Raw genomic sequence first — 15,598 nt, 5'->3', positions numbered from 1 at the left:
CCTCCTATCTGCGCGTGATGAGCACGTGCAGAAACGCGAAGGAGGCCATGAAGAAGAGCGACCATTTCACCAGCACGGATGCGAGCACCTGGGGATATCCGGCCTGGTGCAGCTTCTTGAGGCCGATGGCCTGGAGCGTCATGTGCCATATCAGCACAACAGGAATAAGATACGAATACGGCACTGGCAAGGCCGCCAGCACCCAGGGGGCTCCCGCGTAGCAGATGATGCGGAAGGTGTCCTCGAAGGGCCGGGCGGCGGAGCGCAGAAGCCCGAGCAGCAGGTGGGTCAGGGCCGAATCCAGGAACACAAAGGCAATCAGGGCGATGGGCGACAGCCCGAGAAGGGCCAGGCCGCCGATGGCCCCGGAGCCCAAGCCCTGGAAGCCGTCGGTGCGCCCGAGCTCCGAGAGGTTGGGCCCCAGGCCGAAATAATTCCAGACCACCCCGGCCAGCATGGCCAGCACGCTGACCACCAGCGCGAAGATGAGCGGGCGCAGCTTGCCGGAGACGGGCGGCAGCTGCTCGAAGAAGTCGCCCGGCCTGGCCAGGATGTTCTTGACCGTGTTCAGGAAGGCCGGGACCACGCCGTAGTGCTCGAGCTGCTCCCAGGGGGCCACGGTGTCCGGGTGGACGGACGCGGACGGTGCGGCGGGTTCGCCCTCGGCTTGGCGGGGAACGCTGGGCGCGGCCTTGGTCTCTCCGCCCATGGCCTGGAGCCTGGCCCAGATGTCGCGCACGGAGTCCTCTCCGGCCACGGCCTCGGAGGGCTGGACGTCCTCGGAGGGGGCGGGCCCGGGCATGGCGTAGCCGGGCTCCACGGGTTCGCCAAGCCGCGACGCGCCGTGCGAGGCCAGCTCTTCCGGCTGGACAGGCGAAGCGTGGGAGACCGGGGCGGTCCTCTCGATCACCGGCGGCGCGGCCGTTTCCGCCTCACTCGGGCGGGGGGCCAGGGACTCTCCCAGGCGGCCGAAGACGTCCACGCCGGGTCCTTCCTCTTCGAGGGGCTGCCTGGACACCCACGGCTGGCGCGCCCCGGCAGGGGCCTGCGGTTCCTGGCCCGGTTCGGGATCGGGCAGCCAGCGGGCCTGGGGGCGGGGCGGCATGTGCCCGTAGTGCTCGGGCTCCGCTTCGGGCCGGGGTCCGGCTTCAGGCGCCGGCTCGGGCATGTAGAGGCGCTGCGAACGGGGCTCGTAGGGCGTATGGGGCTGGTAGCCGGTGGCGTCCTCGACGGGAACCGCCGGACGCGACGGCCTCGGAGGATACACGGGCTCGTCGAGCGCTTCGTCCGGCCTGGACGGCGCTTGGTGGCCCCTGAACCGGAAACGGAACTGGCATTTGGGGCAGGTGGCTATGCTTGAGCGGGACGGGACCTTATCCGTGGGGATGTCCCGGCTGTATCCGCACTGCGGGCAGACGATGCGCATCAGTGACCCTTCTGTCGTAGGCGTAAGGCTCGCTTGCCTTTAGCCCGCCTCGCCCCGCAAATCAACGTCAAAGCGGGGCGAACCCTACCTTCTGCGGCCACATGCCCACCACGGGCCGCGGCGAGAGCGACGCGAAAAACGCCTCGGGCAGCACGGGATATTCCGGGTTGCGCCGGTGCAGGCCGCTGAAACCGCCCGCGGCGTCGAAGACAGCGTGCTTGCGGGCCAGGGATTCAGGCGTGGCCGTCAGGTCCGACAGGTGGCGGATGGACGCACCCACCACCAAACCGGTGGGACCGCTCACGCCCTCCAGGCGCTCGTGCACCGGCCGCACGAAGCGGACGTCCGGAGCGCGGCGGAAAAGGCGGACCTGCAGGTCCGGCCAGAGCCCCCAGCCCACCTTGACCCCGGCCGGGGTCAGGCCCAGGCGCGGGAAGGCGAAGGAGCCGCATCCCCCAAGCTCCGGAAGCGACGGCAGGAGCGCGGCCAAGGCCGGGTCCAGGCGTTCGTCCCCGTCCAGGTACAGCACCCAGTCTCCCCGGCAGGCGTCCAGCATGCGGTTGCGCTGGGCGGCGAAATCGTTGCCCAGCCTGCGCGCAAGATGCGTGACGGGCATGGACGCAGTGGGAGGGTTCTCCGGGACGCGGTCGGCGTCCCAGACCACCACGGCCTCGCTTGCGCAGCCCGGCAGGGCGGCGAAGAATCCTTCCAGGTCCGGTTCGTCCGGGCGCAGGATGGCCGCGACGCTCATGGATTTGCCGGACGGCGCGGCGGGCGCTTCCAGAGGCGAGAACGCGGCGTGCAGCTTCTGCATGGCCTGGAACCGCATCCGGGCGCCGGTGTCGTCCAGCTCCGGGTTGAGGGCGCAGGCCGCCCTACCGCAACAAAGTCCAACGGAAAACAACATCCAGGCCAGGGCCACGGCGGAATCGTCCGCCAGAAGAGGCAACCCGTCTCCGAACGCGCGGGCCTGCTCGGGAAACAGCTCGCACACGGTGAACCCCACGCCTTCCGGCAGGCTTTCGGCGAGGTATCGGGCAGCCTGTCCGGAACCGACCCCCAACAGCACGCAATGCCCGGCCCGCGCGGCCTGTCGGACGATGACGGCCATGGACTCCGGAGAGGCGGGACGGGTTCTGTAGGTGCCGCCGCCGTCGCCCAGGCGATAGGCCAGCACGGCGCGGGAATAGGCTTCGAAGGCGTGCATCAGGAGAGCCCCAGCAGCCGCGAATAGATTTCCTCCAGCTGGCGGGTGACCACCTGGACGCGGTAGAGCCTGGCTGCCTTTTCGCGTCCGGCCTCCCCCATGCGCCTGGCCGCGTCCGGATTGCGCCACAGCCAGGCCATGGCCTGCGCGTAGTCCTCGGCGGTATCCGCCACCAGCCCCGTGACGCCGTGCTCCACCAGCTCCAACTGGGCGTTGTCGCGCTCCCCCGAGGCCCGGTGCGTCACCACGGGCAGGCCAGAGGCCATGGCCTCGGCAATAGCCATGCCGAAAGACTCCCCCGTGTCGTTGGAGTGGGCCAGAAGCGTGGCCTGGCCGAAGAATGCGGCCAGGTCCTGGTCGAGGGCCACCGGGGGCAGAATCTCGACGTTCCCTGCCAGGCCCTGGTCGCGCACGAAGGCTTCAAACTCGGGCGTGGCCCCGATCACCCGCAGGATGAACCCTGGTTCAAGTTTTTTCAGGATGGGCAGGGAATCGAAGGCCAGGCGGGACCACTTGCCGGGGTCGGGCCTGGAGAGACGGGCCGCCAAGGGCCGGGAGAAATCCCGGTCGGAGGCGAGCCGCCGGAAGAGGTCGGTGTCCACGGGGTTGTAGAGCACCCGGCAGCGGGTGAGGTCCAGGCGCGGCCCCAGGTGCTCCACCAGGCGGTCCAGGCAGAAGTGCGAGACGAACAGGTGCATGTCGATGAGCGCGCCCAGGGGGGTGTCGTCAAACCGCCCGAAGACGTTGGTTTCCACCACCGCCCTGGGGCCGAAGCGTTTCACGGGGCGCAGCAGTTCTGGCTCGGGCCATCCGGCCCGGTGGATGTGAACAAGGTCCGGCTTGAGGCGTTCCAGGGCGGTGAAGAGGTCCCCCCCGGCGATGACCGGGATGCCGGCCGCCTTGAGCTGCTCCCGGCGTTCGCCGTCGGCGGAACTGTAGACGAAAGGCGTGAAACGGGAGCGGTCCAGGTGGACGGCCAGGAGCTGCGCGGCCTTTTCCGTCCCCCCGATCCCCAGGGATTTGACCACGTGCAGCACGCGGGCTGGCTGACTGTCAGTCATGGCGGCAGTATTGCCGGAAACCCGGCGCCCGTCCAGGGGGAGCGCCGGTCCGGACGGGCCCGCCCAGGCTGCGGAGGATACTGTGGAGCTTTTTACCCGGCCTCCCTCTTGGCCAGGGAATACGCCGCGAAGGCTTTGTGGACGGGTGCTCCGGCGGAGGGAGCGGCCGTGCCGGTGAGGTTGGGCACGGTCCCGGTGGCCCGGGCCTGCTGCACGGGGCCCGGCGAGGGCGGCGCGAACTCGGGGGTATTGATCTGGGAGAAGGCGTCGCGGATGCCGGTGAGGATGCGCACAACTTCGTCCACCAGGTTCGGATCCATCTTCAGGTTGGCCATGAGCAGCTTCGACGAACACAACAGGTAAATTTTCTTGAGGTTCTCCGCGAGATCGCCACCCTTTTGCGAGTTCAGGCTGCCCTGCAGCTCGGCCAGGATGTCCAGGGCCTTGGAGATAAGGATGCCCTTCTGGGCGTAATCCTTGGCCGCCATGCTCTCCTTGGCCCGCGCCAGGAACTTGAGCGCTCCGTCGAAGAGCATGATGAGCAGGTCCCCCTGGGTGGTGGTGGTGACCTGCGTCTGGAGATATGCTTGCGCTGCCTTTTGCATGATTCGTCACTCCCGCGGCTAACTCTTGGCCAGCTGCGTAATCTGGGAACTGAGCTGGGTCTGCATCTGGTTGTATTGTCCCAGCAAGGCATCCAGCTTCGAATACTGGTCCTTCAAGTGAGCCGCCATGTTCGCTATGCGGACGTTCTCGTCGTCAATCTTCTTCTGGATATTATCCGCGATCGATTGGTAGTTCGTCTGCAGGATATTCAGCGGACCGGTCTGGGCATTCGTCAAGTCGCCGAGTTCGTTGTACAGTTCACCTGTCTTGCCCACCCTGAGGTTGACGGTATGGGCATAGGATCCGTCCGTGAGGTTGTTGACCCGCACGACAAGGCCGGAGATCGGGGTTCCGGCCCCTCCGGTGAGATACGACGAGTTGGAGTTGAACGTCGTCGCATATCCGCCGATCGAGGCCGACGTGATCTTGCCGCCGGCGACAGTGTATTTCACGTCATACGTTCCGGCCTTGGTGATCCCGCTGATGTACGAATTGTAGGTGATGTCGCCGCTGTCGGTGTCACCGACATACTGCGCGGCGAAAATCTTTCCCACGGAGGCGGCGTTGGAGGCCAGGACGTTTCTGAGAACCGTTTCGTCCAGCAGTATCTGGCCTTCCGTGGGCGAGCCCTGCGTGGCGTCTGTGGACAGCCCCGTCGGGGCAAGCGAGGTGTAGAGGTCCCGCCCCTGGGCGAAACCGACACCCGGCGCCGCGGTGATGTTGTCCATGATGGTGCCGATGATCTGCAGACCGTAGTTGCCCGTGAGGATCGACCCCTGCTTGGTGGTGCTGTCGTACTTGGTGAGGTTCTGGATCTGCTTGCGCACCACGTTGACCTGGTTGACGAAGGTCTTCACGTTCTGCACCACGGCGTCGATGTCCGTGTTCACGGTGATGGTGCCGGCCCCGGAAGAGAGCAGGTTGAGCGTCAGGCCCGTCACAGCGTCGGTGACCGTGTTGGTGGACCGGGACATGTAGGCGTTGGAGAGCGGCCAACCGTTGATCTTGAATTTGGCGTCCTGATTGTTCTGGGTGGTCAGGAAATTTCCGCCCCCGAATCCCGGGATCGTGGTGGCGTTGGAAATGACCAGGCTGGACGCAGCCCCGGTGTCCATCCCCCTGATCTGGAGATAATAGTTGGTCCCATCGTAGAGAGTGGAGGCGCGCACGCCGTTGTTGGCGCCGTTGGCGTTGATGATGTTGGCCAGGTCGGTGAGCGTGGCCGTGGACGGGACCGAGTTGGAGACGGTGACGCCCTTGTAGGTGTAGACGAACTTCGCCGCGGTGCCCAGGGTGTTGATGTTCTGGGTGAGGGTGGCGTAGCCGGAGCTGGTGACCATCATCTTGTTGCGGGCCAGCTGCAGGACGGAGTAGCTGACGGAGCCGGTTTCGGCGTCGCCTCCGGCGGTGGCGGTGAGGGTCGCGGTGTTGGAGGAAACGGCGCTCTTCTTGAGGAATTCCCCGACGGTGTCCATGCCCTGCAGCGTGGTGCGCAGGGTGAGCATCTTGGAGTTCAGGTCCTTGAAGGCCGTGTTCTTGTCCAGCCAGGACTGCTTCCAGGTCTGGTAGGTCGTGACGCGGCCCTGCTCGACCTGGACCAGCTTGTCGATGAGCGCACCGAAGTCCGTCCCGCTGCCGAGGCCCTGGAAGTTGATCTGGCCCGCTAAACTCGTGCCTGAAGTGGCATCTCCGATCGCCATGGCTGTCCCCTAGGAAATTTTTGCCTGGGCTTTACGCCTTGACCGGAAGTAAGCAATCATCGCGCCGTGACGGGAAACGGCCGGGCCGCTGGTGCGACCCGGCCGTTGTTGTTTCCCCTACCCTGTCTGTCGTTAGCCGATGAGCTGCATGGCCATCTTGGGCAGGCTGTTGGCCTGGGAGAGCATGGCCACCGCGGACTGGGTCAGGATCTGCGACCGCACGAAGCTGGTCATTTCCTGGGCCACGTCCACGTCGGAGATCTGCGATTCGGCGGCCTGCAGGTTCTCCGCCTGGATCTGCAGGTTCTGCACGGTGTTGCTCAGGCGGTTCTGGAGAGCGCCCAGGTTGGCCCGGATCTTGTCCTTGGACACGATGGCCTTGTTGAGCTGGTCCAGAGCCTTCTGCGCCAGGTCCTGCGTGGAGATGGAACGGCCCGCGCTTCCGGCGGCGCCGAGGCCAACGCCCAGGGCCGAAGCCGTGGAGTTGTTGATCTGCACGTAGTAGTAGTCCTCGGCGGACAGGTTGCCGGTGCCGAAGTGCACCTTCAGCTTGCCGGTGGAGTTCAGCCCGGTGCCGCTGTGGGTCGCGCCGGACAGGTTGCCGTTGAGCAGGTAAATGCCGTTGAAGTCGGTGGCGCTGGCGATACGGGTGATTTCCGAGGCCATGGCCTGATACTCGGAGTCGATGATCAGACGCTGGTCGGAGGTGTAGGTGCCCGTGGCCGCCTGTGTGGCCAGTTCCTTCATGCGGATGAGCTTTTCGTCCACGACGCCCAGAGCGCCGTCGGCGGTCTGGATCATGGACACGGCGTCGTTGGCGTTGCGCACGCCCTGGTTGAGGGAGGCGATGTCGGAGCGCATGAGCTCGCGAGTCGCCAGGCCGGCGGCGTCGTCGGCCGCGGTACCCACGCGCAGGCCGGAAGACAGACGACGGGTGGACACGCCAAGGCTTGAATACGACTGCGAAAGGTTGCGAGACGCATTCATTGCCATCAAGTTGTGGTTGATAACGAGACCGGACATGGTTCTTCCTCCGTGAAATAAATTGGCATCCTTGCCTGGCGGCCGCGCCGGGAACCTTTCCCGTCTTCCCGGACCCCTGGTTCGGGAGTGGCGCGGCGCCGTTGACCTACATATCGTCCTCCTGGGAATTTCCTTTAGGGGGGCGTGATCACTTCTCCGGAACAAATAAGGCCGGGCCGCGAAAGCGGCCCGGCCCACGGAGGAGAGGCGGTCTCGTTCGCCTCGCCTTGGGTACTATCCGATGAGCTGCATGGCCATCTTGGGCAGGCTGTTGGCCTGGGAAAGCATGGCCACCGCGGACTGGGTCAGAATCTGCGACCGCACGAACTGGGTCATTTCCGAGGCCACGTCCACGTCGGAGATCTGCGATTCGGCGGCCTGCAGGTTCTCCGCCTGGATCTGCAGGTTCTGCACGGTGTTGGTCAGGCGGTTCTGGAGCGCGCCCAGGTTGGCCCGGATCTTGTCCTTGGACACGATGGCCTTGTTGAGCTGGTCCAAAGCCTTCTGGGCCAGGTCCTGGGTGGAGATGGACTTGCCGTTGGCGCTCGCCGACCCCATGCCCACGCCCAGGGCCGAGGCCGTGGCCGAGTTGATCTGCACGTAGTAGTAGTCCTCGGCGGACAGGTTGCCGGACCCGAAGTGCACCTTCAGCTTGCCGGTGGAGGTCAGCGACGTGCCGTTGTGGGTCGCGCCGGACAGGTTGCCGTTGAGCAGGTAGATGCCGTTGAAGTCGGTGGCCTTGGCGATACGGGTGATCTCCGAAGCCATGGCCTGGTACTCGGAGTCGATGATCAGGCGCTGATCCGAGGTGTAGGTGCCCGTGGACGCCTGGGTGGCCAGCTCCTTCATGCGGATGAGCTTTTCGTCGATGACGCCCAGAGCGCCGTCGGCGGTCTGGATCATGGACACGGCGTCGTTGGCGTTGCGCACGCCCTGGTTGAGGGAGGCGATGTCCGCGCGCATGAGCTCGCGGGTCGCCAGGCCGGCGGCGTCGTCGGCCGCGGTACCCACGCGCAGGCCTGAAGACAGGCGACGGGTGGACACGCCAAGGGCTGAATACGACGTGGACAGGTTCCGGGCCGCATTCATGGCCATAAGGTTGTGGTTGATAACTAAGCCGGACATGATTCTTCCTCCTTGAATTTCGGTGGCATCCTTGCCGTGCGCGGCTCTCTCCCCTCCCCCCGGAAGGGCGCCGCGCTCTACTGCACCCTTTCTGGCGTACTTATCGTTTACGGCGAGGCCAACTTTAGGCCCGGGTATGAGGCGGCACGCAAAAAAAGCGGGCCCCTGTCGGAGAACATCCGACAAGAGCCCGCAATAACTCTCTTTTTATAAAACTACTTTTTTACGAGGATGAGCGAGAAATACGGCGGCCGCTCCGGGCAGTCCCGCAAGCCGCGCGTGATGGCCTGTCCGGAAAGCCCGCATCGGCTCACCAGGATGGCCCGGTCCGCGAGCCCCATGGACTCGAGGATCTCCCGCAGCGCGGGGAATCCCTTGTACGCTTTGAGGATGACCGCGCTGTCGCAGGCGTCCAAGGTCCGGCGCAGGCGTTCGGGGTCGTCCACCCCGGAGAGCACGGCCAGGTTCTGCCCGGATTCGGCCAGCCCGAACCCGGCAGCGGCGGCCGCCGCCTGGATGGAGCTCACCCCGGGCACGATCTCCACCCGCGCCCCCGGGTCCATCTCCCTCATGGTGCGCCACAGATAAAGGAATGTGGAGTAGGTCATGGGGTCGCCCAGGGTGATGAAGGCCGCGTCTGCGCCGCGTGCGAGCGTTTCCAGCACGGCCCGCGCGTTGGCGTGCCAGGCGGCCTCGAGCACCGCCCGGTCACGGGTCATGGGGAAATCCAGCCGGACGACCGGCGTCTCCGGGCGCATGTGCGGCGAGGCGATGGACAAGGCCTGGGAATAGTCGTTCTTGCTGGAGGCGGCGGCGAACACCACCTCGGCGGCGCTCAACACTTTCACGGCCTTGAGGGTGAGCAGGTCGGGGTCGCCGGGGCCGACCCCGACAGCGTGCAGAATACCGGGGCGAATCACTTGTGTGCCTCCTGGGCGAAAACTTCGGGATAGAGGATGGCGGCCACGGCCCTGACGCCCTCCAGGAGCCTGGGCGTGGGCCGGCTGACCAGGGCCTCGTCCACGAGAAAGACCCGCCCTTCCCGCACGGCCTTGAGCGCCGAAAGCCCGGGAGTCGCGGCGATCTCCTCCAGGCTCACCGGGTTCATGGTTCCCTTCTGGGCCAGGTAGACATCCAGGGAGTCTCCCAGGGCCACCACCCGCTCAAGGCCGAACGAGGCGATGTTGGTGCCGGAAACCGGCTCGGCGTCCCTGGCCAGGTTGTCGCCTCCGGCGGCCTGGAGCACGAAGTCGGCCATGGAACCCGGGCTTATGGTCTTCATCTGGCGGTGGATGGACTCGAAGAACACTCGCTTGCGCCCGGCTCCCGCGGCCTTGGCCACCGTGGCGCGCACGGCGTCCAGGTCCCGGCGGAAGTTTTCGCACATGGCCCGGGCCTCGCGTTCGTGCCCGGTGAGGCGTCCCAGTTCCAGCCAGTACTCGTCGAGACCGGCTTCGGACGCGGGCTGGAGACACACCACCGTGACGCCCAGGCGCGTGAGCTGCTCGATGAGTCCCGGCTGGGTGGCGCGGTGCATAGGCCGGGCCAGCACCAGGTCGGGCCTCAAGGCCGCGATGGCCTCGGCGCTGTCGCGTGCCCCCACCACGGGAAGACCGTTCATGGGTTCGTTCACGCCCACCAGAACGTTCGCGGCCCCCATGGCCGCAAGGTTCTCGGCGTGGGCCGCGTAGAGGCTGACCACGCGCGAGTAGGCCTTCTCCCCGGACCACGCGGCCAGGGGGCTCAGACAGATCAACAGGACGGCGACAAGAAGCCGTTTGAACATCATTCCTCCAGAAAACGGACGTGCCCGTCCTCGATGCGGGCGCGCACGCCGAAAACCCGGGCCACGTTTTCGCTTGTGAGCACGCGGGAGGTGGGTCCATACGCGGCAATGCGCCCGCCGCCAAGCATGAGCATGGCCGGGCAGAACATGGCGGCGAGGTTGAGATCGTGCAGAACCACGGCCACCGCCGCCCCTCCCCGGGCCAGCGCGGCGAAGGCCCGCATGGTCATGAGCGCGTGGCGGATGTCCAGGCCGGCGGCCGGCTCGTCCAGCAGGTAGACGCTCCCGCCCTGGGCCAGGGTCCTGGCCAGGGCAGCCCGGCGCTTCTCGCCGCCGGACAGGCTGGTGACGGACCGCTGGGCCAGGTGCGAAAGATCCAATGCCCGCATGGCCCGATCCGCCGCGCCTTCATCCTCGCCTGACGCCTGGCCGAAACGCGAAAGCCAGGGATGGCGGCCCATGAGCACGGCCTGGCGCACGGTGAAGCCGAACCGCTCCTCGGACTGCTGGGGCGAATAGGCCACGGCCCGGGCTACCTCGCGCCGGGAAAGGCCCGCCAGGGGCCGCCCGTCGAGCCTCACCTCACCCGTGGAGGGCTCGAGCACCCCGGCCAGACAGCGCAGCAGGGTGGTCTTGCCCGCCCCGTTGGGTCCGACCACGGCCAAAAGCTCGCCGGGATTCAGGGCGAGATCCACCCCGTCCAGCACCGGGACCCGCTCGCGGCCGCGAAGGACGCCGATCTCTTTTGCTTCAATCATGGGGGCCTCAATCACGGGCGCGCCCCCGGACGAAGAGCAGACAGAAATACGGTCCGCCGAGCATGGCCGTGAGCACCCCCACGGGGACCTCGTGGGCCAGAAGCTCCCTCGAGGCGGTGTCCGCCCCCAGGAGAAGGAGCATCCCGCCCAGGGCCGACAGGGGCAGGAGCCGCGCGTGCGACGGCCCGGCGGCCAGACGGACCACATGGGGCACCATGAGACCCACAAATCCCACTATGCCCGACACCGCCACGCAGCAGGCCGTCATCAGGGCCCCCGCGCCAAGGAGCGCCAGGCGCACCCGGTCCACGGACACGCCCAGGGCGGCGGCCTGCTCGTCGCCCAGGCACAGGGCGTCAAGATCGCGGGCCAGGGCCAGGGCGACAGGGAGCCCCAGGCACACGCCGGCCCAGGCCACCCCTGCCTCGGCCCAGGTCTTGGCAGCGAGCCCGCCCATGAGCCAGAACACCAGCCCGGCCACGTTCTCGCCTGCCAGAAACTTCACGAACCCTATGGCCGCCTGGAGCGTGGCCGCCACCATCACCCCGGCCAGCACCAGGGTCACGGCGTCGTAACCGCCTCCGGCCCGGGCCATGAGGAGCACCACGACCAGCGCCGCAAGCGCGCCGGCCAGGGCCCAGGCGGGCACGGACAGCACGCCAAGGCCCGTGAATCCGGCCAGCAGGCACAGGCAGGCCCCCAAGGCCCCTCCGGCCGAGACGCCCAGCGTGTAGGAATCAGCCAGGGGGTTTCTCAGCACGCCCTGGAACAGGGCCCCGGACAGGGCCAGCCCGCCCCCCACGGCCAGCGCCGTCAGGATGCGGGGCAGGCGGACGTCCCAGACCAGGGCCGCGCTCATCTCCGGAACTCCGTCCAGCCAGCCGGGACGGCCCAGGAGCTTCGCCGCCAGCACGCGCGCGGCGTCGGCCATGGGCACGGGCACGGCCCCGCTCCCGGCGGCGGCCAGGATCAGGGCCGCCAGGGCCAGGAGCATGACGAGGACGGTTCTGTTCACCGGAGCGTGTCCCTTGCCGCCGCGCGCCCGCCGGTCATTTGTCCGTCCCGAGCTGCGCCAGGGCCGCCTTGACGTGGTCCACCCAGATGGCGGCCACGGCGTCGGACTCGGCCGTGCCCTTGAGCACCGGCACGCAGGCGATCCCCGCCTTGGTGAGGACGGTTTTCCAGGAGCCCGGCTCATCGCCGGCGATGTCGTTATGGGCGTGGTCGCCCGCCACTGCCAGCAGCGGCACGAGGTAGGCCTTCTTCACATTGCTTTCGGCGAGTTCAGCCAGCACGTCCTCCCGGGTGGGGGAGCCTTCCACGGTTCCCACGAAGGCCAGCCGGTCCTTCTTCCAGAGGTAGTACTGCAGGCCGGGATAATAGACGTTGGCCGGATGCTTCGTCCCGTGGCCCACGAAGACCACGGCCTCGCCCACCTTGCGCTCCTTGGGAGCGGACTGGGCCAAGGCGTCGGCCACGCGCGTGAGGTCCTGGGTGGTGGCCAGCAGCGGCAGGCCCACCGCCACTTTCTTCATGCCCTTGGGCATGCCGGAGAATGACCGCGCGGTCTCGGACAGGGCGTGGAACTCCTGGCCGGGGATGGTCTGCAGGGACTGCACGGCCACGTGGGTGAAGTCCTCGTCCATCATTTTGGCCAGGGCCTCGGCCGGGGAATCGAGCTTCACGGGCTTCTCGCCCCCGGCCAGCTTGTGCCGGACGATCTTGGAGGAATACGCCCAGCGGACCTCCACGCCCGGGATCTCCTCTTTCAGCTTCTTTTCGATGTTCACGTAGGCCGCGTCGGCTCCGGCCACGCTTGTGCCGAAGGCCACCAGCAGCACGCCGCGCTTCTCGGGCCGGGCCTCGCCGTGAGCGGCCCAGGCCGCCTGGGACAGGGCCAGCAGCCCGAGCAGAAGAATGAGCGACGCGATTTTTCGCAGGCCGGGCCTGGTGAGGGAACTGCGCATGGGAAACACTCCGGGGGCATGGCTGTTGCGAAGAGGCAAAAAAGGCCGCTCCTCCCCATGCGGGAAGAAGCGGCCCGTATTCGCCTCTTCGGGTATCCACGCGCGGCAATAGCCCGTTGCCGTGCTGGAAGCAGCAAATTGCAGCAATCTGCAACAAACTGGGGCCAGGCAGGTCTTCCGGCTCGTTCCGTCCGCCTCGGCCTTCCCGGGAAGCATCTCCCAGTGGCGCTCCAAAGGACGCGGACTTGTCTGGAACTTACGGCGGCGGGACCGCTCCCGGTTCTCACGGGATTCCCTATTCTCCCCTTGCGGGGCACCTGACCAGCTTGCGTTATCTCGGGCTTTCGCCCGGTGTCAATCGTCCAGGCCCAGAAGGTCGCGCAGGAGCGGGCGGCAGGTGTCCCAGTCCGGCTCGTAGCGCACCGCGTCGATCCGTATTACAGGTTGTATACCGCCCAGGCTGTTGAGCCAGTAGGCGTGCTTGAAGCCGGGCAACTGGTCGAGCCCGATGTACACCGGCTCCACGGAAAGGCTGCGCGAGGCGGCCTCCAGGGCCAAGCTCGGCAGCTTGTAGGGCGAATCGCTCACGAAGAACCCATGCCCGTCGGAGAAGACCAGGGCCGCGCAGGCCGCCTCCAGCACGCTCCCGCCGGCGTCGGCCAGCACGGCGTCGTCCACGCCGGCCTTCCGGGCGTATTCCCAGGCCAGGCGCTGGTGCATGTTGGCCATGGTCTTGTGGGCGCACAGGTGGGAGACGTGGGCATGCGGATATACGACCAGGGAGCGCGCGGCGTCCGGGTCCAGGACGTGCGGGATGGCCGTGATGCACAGGCTGGCCGGGCTGGCCGGGGAGTCCTGGTAGCAGAACAGGTTCACCCGGGCGGTCTCGCCGGAGAGGCCATTGGCCAGGGCCACGTCCAGCACGGCGCGCCTCAAGTCCTCTTCGCCGGGCAGCTCGAAGCCGATGCCCAGGTATTCGAGGCTGGCCCGCATGCGCTCCAGGTGCCGCTCGAAGCGCGGCAGGCGATGGCCGTGATGCAGGATGGTCTCGAAAACCCCCATGCCGCAACGGAAGGCCGGGCCGCTTACGCGCAGGGGGGCCGCGTCCCCGGCGATGCGGCCGTCTATCCAGGCTTTCATGCGTCTGCCCTCCCGGTGAGCGCAAGGAATTTCGCAGCCTTTGCCAACGTCTCCTCATACTCCATCGCGGGATCGGAATCCACGACAATCCCGCTTCCGGCGTGAAATCCGAGCACCCCGCGCCTGGAGTCCAGCGCGGCGGTACGGATGGCCACGGAACTGTCCAGGTCGCGCGGTCCTTGCACCACGGCCAGGCAGCCATAGGAGGCTTCGCGGTGGTGCGGCTCCAGGTCCGCGATGATCTCCACGGCCCGGCGCTTGGGGCAGCCCGTGACCGACCCCGGTGGCAGGGCGTCCCACAGGAGGTCCAGGCAGGTGGAGCCGCCCCGCAGCCTGCCGGTGACGTTGGAGTACATCTGGAGGAGGCCGTCCACCTCGAACACCGACCGGTGGTTCGAGACGCCCACGGACCCGTAGGCGCAGTTCGCGCCGACATCGTTCCGGATGAGGTCCACGATCATGGAGAGCTCGGCGTCCTCCTTGGGCGAGGCCAGAAGCTCTCGCAACGCCGCCGTTCGGTCCTGCCCGACCCGGCGCGTGCCCTTGATGGGCTGGCTGAGCACCTTTCCCTGGCGCACCCGGATGAAGCGCTCCGGCGAAGTGGACACGACTGCGTATGGCGAATCGTGGTACAAACCGTAAAACATGGCCGGGTGGGCGCGCATGAGCCCCGTGAACAGGCTCGTGGCCGCGAGGCCGTCCGGCAGGTCCGCCTCGAAGCGGATGGAGAGATTGAGCTGGTAGACGTCGCCGTCCAGTATATGGGTAAGCGCCCGGGTAACGGCCTGCTCATAGCCCGGCCGGTCCAGGGAGGCCCGCAGCCCTCCCGGAAACGCAGGCAGCGCCGGGCCGCCTCCGTCATTTCTGACCGCTCCCTGCCCCGGCCCCTGGCGGACAAGGGCGGCTGCCTCACGGGCGCGAGCCTTATCGTCCGAGAAAACATGCACCAGCCGCGCATCCGGGCTCGGGGCCAGGAGCACCGCGTATTTGCGGAAAACCCCGGCCGGGAAGTCCGGCGCGGGAAGGTCGAGCCCCATTGCGCCAAACCCGGCGTGGTAGCTCAAAAATCCGAGGGCCGATCCCGCAGTGGCGAAACAGAAGCGCTTGAGCTCCTCCTTGCCGCCGTCCCTGCCCATGCGCCATTCGGCCACGGGCCACAGCCCCACCAGGCCCGAGGCGGGCACGCCGGGCATGGGCGGGGTGACCAGGGCGTCCGGAGCGTGAGGCGCCAGGGCCTCAAGCCAGCCTAGGCCCTCAACCGGGCAGGAGCATCTGTAGGCACTCACGGATGATCTCCGCTCCCTGCGGGGTGAGAAACGATTCTGGGTGGAACTGCAACCCGAGCACCGGAAGGGTCCTGTGCCGCGCGGCCATGGGAATCTCGCCGCAGCGGGCCAGCACTTCCATGTCCGGTCCCGGACGGCTCACGTACAGCGAGTGGTAGCGCGCGGCGTCCACCTGCCTACCGAAGATCTCGAAGCGGCTGGGCCGGCCGTGGAAGCAGCCGGGCAGGCGCGACACCTCGCCCCCGAAGTGCAGGGTCGCGATCTGAAGCCCCAGGCACACGCCCAGCACCGGGCGCCCCGAGGCAAGCAGGGGGCCGTAGGCCGGATAGTCGCGCGGGTGCCCCGGACCGGGCGAGACCACGGTCAGGTCGAAGCGGGCGGCAGCCTCGGAGTCCAAATCCGGGTAGGAAACGATCTCGGGGGCCACGCCGCAGACCCTGTGCAGCAGGTGTTCGAGGTTGCGGGTGAAGCTGTCCCGGTTGTCCGCCAGCAGGATGCGCATGAAGGGCCTGG

15 protein-coding genes and 1 riboswitch are annotated in these 15,598 nt (G+C 67.4%); all 15 genes read right to left on the bottom strand.

Features of this window, described 5'->3' with window-relative positions; genetic code table 11:
* Positions 1 to 4: 4 nt before the first annotated feature.
* Positions 5 to 1,426 carry a YIP1 family protein gene (locus ML540_RS13610; protein ID WP_243362030.1) on the bottom strand — a complete coding sequence of 474 codons (1,422 nt, stop codon included), beginning with the start codon at positions 1,424 to 1,426 and terminating at the stop codon, positions 5 to 7.
* Positions 1,427 to 1,493: 67 nt separating this feature from the next.
* Entirely contained in the window at positions 1,494 to 2,633 is a 1,140-nt protein-coding gene (locus tag ML540_RS13605; protein WP_243362028.1) for a glycosyltransferase family protein, read from the bottom strand.
* Complete coding sequence (locus tag ML540_RS13600; RefSeq protein ID WP_243362026.1) at positions 2,633 to 3,694, bottom strand: glycosyltransferase family 4 protein; 1,062 nt, start codon at positions 3,692 to 3,694, stop codon at positions 2,633 to 2,635. Before ML540_RS13600 ends, ML540_RS13605 begins: the two co-directional genes overlap by 1 nt.
* Positions 3,695 to 3,786: 92 nt before the next feature.
* A complete protein-coding gene (gene fliS, locus ML540_RS13595; RefSeq protein ID WP_423747894.1) occupies positions 3,787 to 4,299 on the bottom strand; it encodes a flagellar export chaperone FliS in 513 nt (170 codons plus the stop codon).
* 18 nt (positions 4,300 to 4,317) lie between these two features.
* Positions 4,318 to 6,000 carry a flagellar filament capping protein FliD gene (gene fliD / locus ML540_RS13590; protein ID WP_243362024.1) on the bottom strand — a complete coding sequence of 561 codons (1,683 nt, stop codon included), beginning with the start codon at positions 5,998 to 6,000 and terminating at the stop codon, positions 4,318 to 4,320.
* A gap of 132 nt (positions 6,001 to 6,132) precedes the next feature.
* On the bottom strand, positions 6,133 to 7,023 hold the full coding sequence (locus tag ML540_RS13585) for a flagellin N-terminal helical domain-containing protein (protein ID WP_243362022.1): 891 nt from the start codon (positions 7,021 to 7,023) through the stop codon (positions 6,133 to 6,135).
* A gap of 234 nt (positions 7,024 to 7,257) precedes the next feature.
* Positions 7,258 to 8,148 carry a flagellin N-terminal helical domain-containing protein gene (locus ML540_RS13580; RefSeq protein ID WP_243362019.1) on the bottom strand — a complete coding sequence of 297 codons (891 nt, stop codon included), beginning with the start codon at positions 8,146 to 8,148 and terminating at the stop codon, positions 7,258 to 7,260.
* A 215-nt stretch (positions 8,149 to 8,363) separates the two neighbouring features.
* Positions 8,364 to 9,068: a precorrin-2 C(20)-methyltransferase gene (gene cobI / locus ML540_RS13575; RefSeq protein WP_243362017.1), complete on the bottom strand. Its 705-nt coding sequence runs from the start codon at positions 9,066 to 9,068 to the stop codon at positions 8,364 to 8,366.
* Positions 9,065 to 9,934, bottom strand: a complete 870-nt coding sequence (locus ML540_RS13570; protein WP_243362015.1) for an ABC transporter substrate-binding protein — start codon at positions 9,932 to 9,934, stop codon at positions 9,065 to 9,067. Before ML540_RS13570 ends, cobI begins: the two co-directional genes overlap by 4 nt.
* Positions 9,934 to 10,692, bottom strand: a complete 759-nt coding sequence (locus tag ML540_RS13565) for an ABC transporter ATP-binding protein (RefSeq protein WP_243362013.1) — start codon at positions 10,690 to 10,692, stop codon at positions 9,934 to 9,936. Before ML540_RS13565 ends, ML540_RS13570 begins: the two co-directional genes overlap by 1 nt.
* A gap of 7 nt (positions 10,693 to 10,699) precedes the next feature.
* On the bottom strand, positions 10,700 to 11,707 hold the full coding sequence (locus ML540_RS13560) for a FecCD family ABC transporter permease (protein ID WP_243362011.1): 1,008 nt from the start codon (positions 11,705 to 11,707) through the stop codon (positions 10,700 to 10,702).
* Between the two features lie 34 nt (positions 11,708 to 11,741).
* Positions 11,742 to 12,659 (bottom strand): sirohydrochlorin cobaltochelatase, encoded by a 918-nt coding sequence (locus ML540_RS13555; protein ID WP_243362009.1) that lies wholly within the window; start codon positions 12,657 to 12,659, stop codon positions 11,742 to 11,744.
* 150 nt (positions 12,660 to 12,809) lie between these two features.
* Positions 12,810 to 12,995: riboswitch (cobalamin riboswitch) on the bottom strand.
* Positions 12,996 to 13,013: 18 nt separating this feature from the next.
* Entirely contained in the window at positions 13,014 to 13,799 is a 786-nt protein-coding gene (locus ML540_RS13550) for an aminotransferase class IV (protein WP_243362007.1), read from the bottom strand.
* The gene (locus ML540_RS13545; protein WP_243362005.1) at positions 13,796 to 15,085 is read right to left on the bottom strand and encodes a chorismate-binding protein; all 1,290 of its coding nucleotides are present in this window, start codon (positions 15,083 to 15,085) and stop codon (positions 13,796 to 13,798) included. Before ML540_RS13545 ends, ML540_RS13550 begins: the two co-directional genes overlap by 4 nt.
* Positions 15,054 to 15,587: an aminodeoxychorismate/anthranilate synthase component II gene (locus ML540_RS13540; RefSeq protein ID WP_243362004.1), complete on the bottom strand. Its 534-nt coding sequence runs from the start codon at positions 15,585 to 15,587 to the stop codon at positions 15,054 to 15,056. The genes ML540_RS13545 and ML540_RS13540 overlap by 32 nt, the downstream gene beginning before the upstream one ends.
* Positions 15,588 to 15,598 lie beyond the last annotated feature (11 nt).

This window comes from Fundidesulfovibrio terrae (assembly GCF_022808915.1).
GTDB classification, from domain to species: Bacteria; Desulfobacterota; Desulfovibrionia; order Desulfovibrionales; family Desulfovibrionaceae; genus Fundidesulfovibrio; species Fundidesulfovibrio terrae.
Note: the sequence above shows the minus strand (reverse complement) of the source record. Positions and strands in the feature narration are given on the sequence as shown.

Bases quoted from the DNA above. Each gene is read 5' to 3' on its own strand.
- fliS (WP_423747894.1), bottom strand. From the start codon at position 4,299: ATGCAAAAGGCAGCGCAAGCATATCTCCAGACGCAGGTCACCACCACC.
- ML540_RS13550 (WP_243362007.1), bottom strand. From the start codon at position 13,799: ATGAAAGCCTGGATAGACGGCCGCATCGCCGGGGACGCGGCCCCCCTG.
- ML540_RS13585 (WP_243362022.1), bottom strand. From the start codon at position 7,023: ATGTCCGGTCTCGTTATCAACCACAACTTGATGGCAATGAATGCGTCT.
- ML540_RS13610 (WP_243362030.1), bottom strand. From the start codon at position 1,426: ATGCGCATCGTCTGCCCGCAGTGCGGATACAGCCGGGACATCCCCACG.
- ML540_RS13565 (WP_243362013.1), bottom strand. From the start codon at position 10,692: ATGATTGAAGCAAAAGAGATCGGCGTCCTTCGCGGCCGCGAGCGGGTC.
- ML540_RS13600 (WP_243362026.1), bottom strand. From the start codon at position 3,694: ATGACTGACAGTCAGCCAGCCCGCGTGCTGCACGTGGTCAAATCCCTG.
- ML540_RS13540 (WP_243362004.1), bottom strand. From the start codon at position 15,587: ATGCGCATCCTGCTGGCGGACAACCGGGACAGCTTCACCCGCAACCTC.
- ML540_RS13555 (WP_243362009.1), bottom strand. From the start codon at position 12,659: ATGCGCAGTTCCCTCACCAGGCCCGGCCTGCGAAAAATCGCGTCGCTC.
- ML540_RS13570 (WP_243362015.1), bottom strand. From the start codon at position 9,934: ATGTTCAAACGGCTTCTTGTCGCCGTCCTGTTGATCTGTCTGAGCCCC.
- fliD (WP_243362024.1), bottom strand. From the start codon at position 6,000: ATGGCGATCGGAGATGCCACTTCAGGCACGAGTTTAGCGGGCCAGATC.
- ML540_RS13580 (WP_243362019.1), bottom strand. From the start codon at position 8,148: ATGTCCGGCTTAGTTATCAACCACAACCTTATGGCCATGAATGCGGCC.
- ML540_RS13605 (WP_243362028.1), bottom strand. From the start codon at position 2,633: ATGCACGCCTTCGAAGCCTATTCCCGCGCCGTGCTGGCCTATCGCCTG.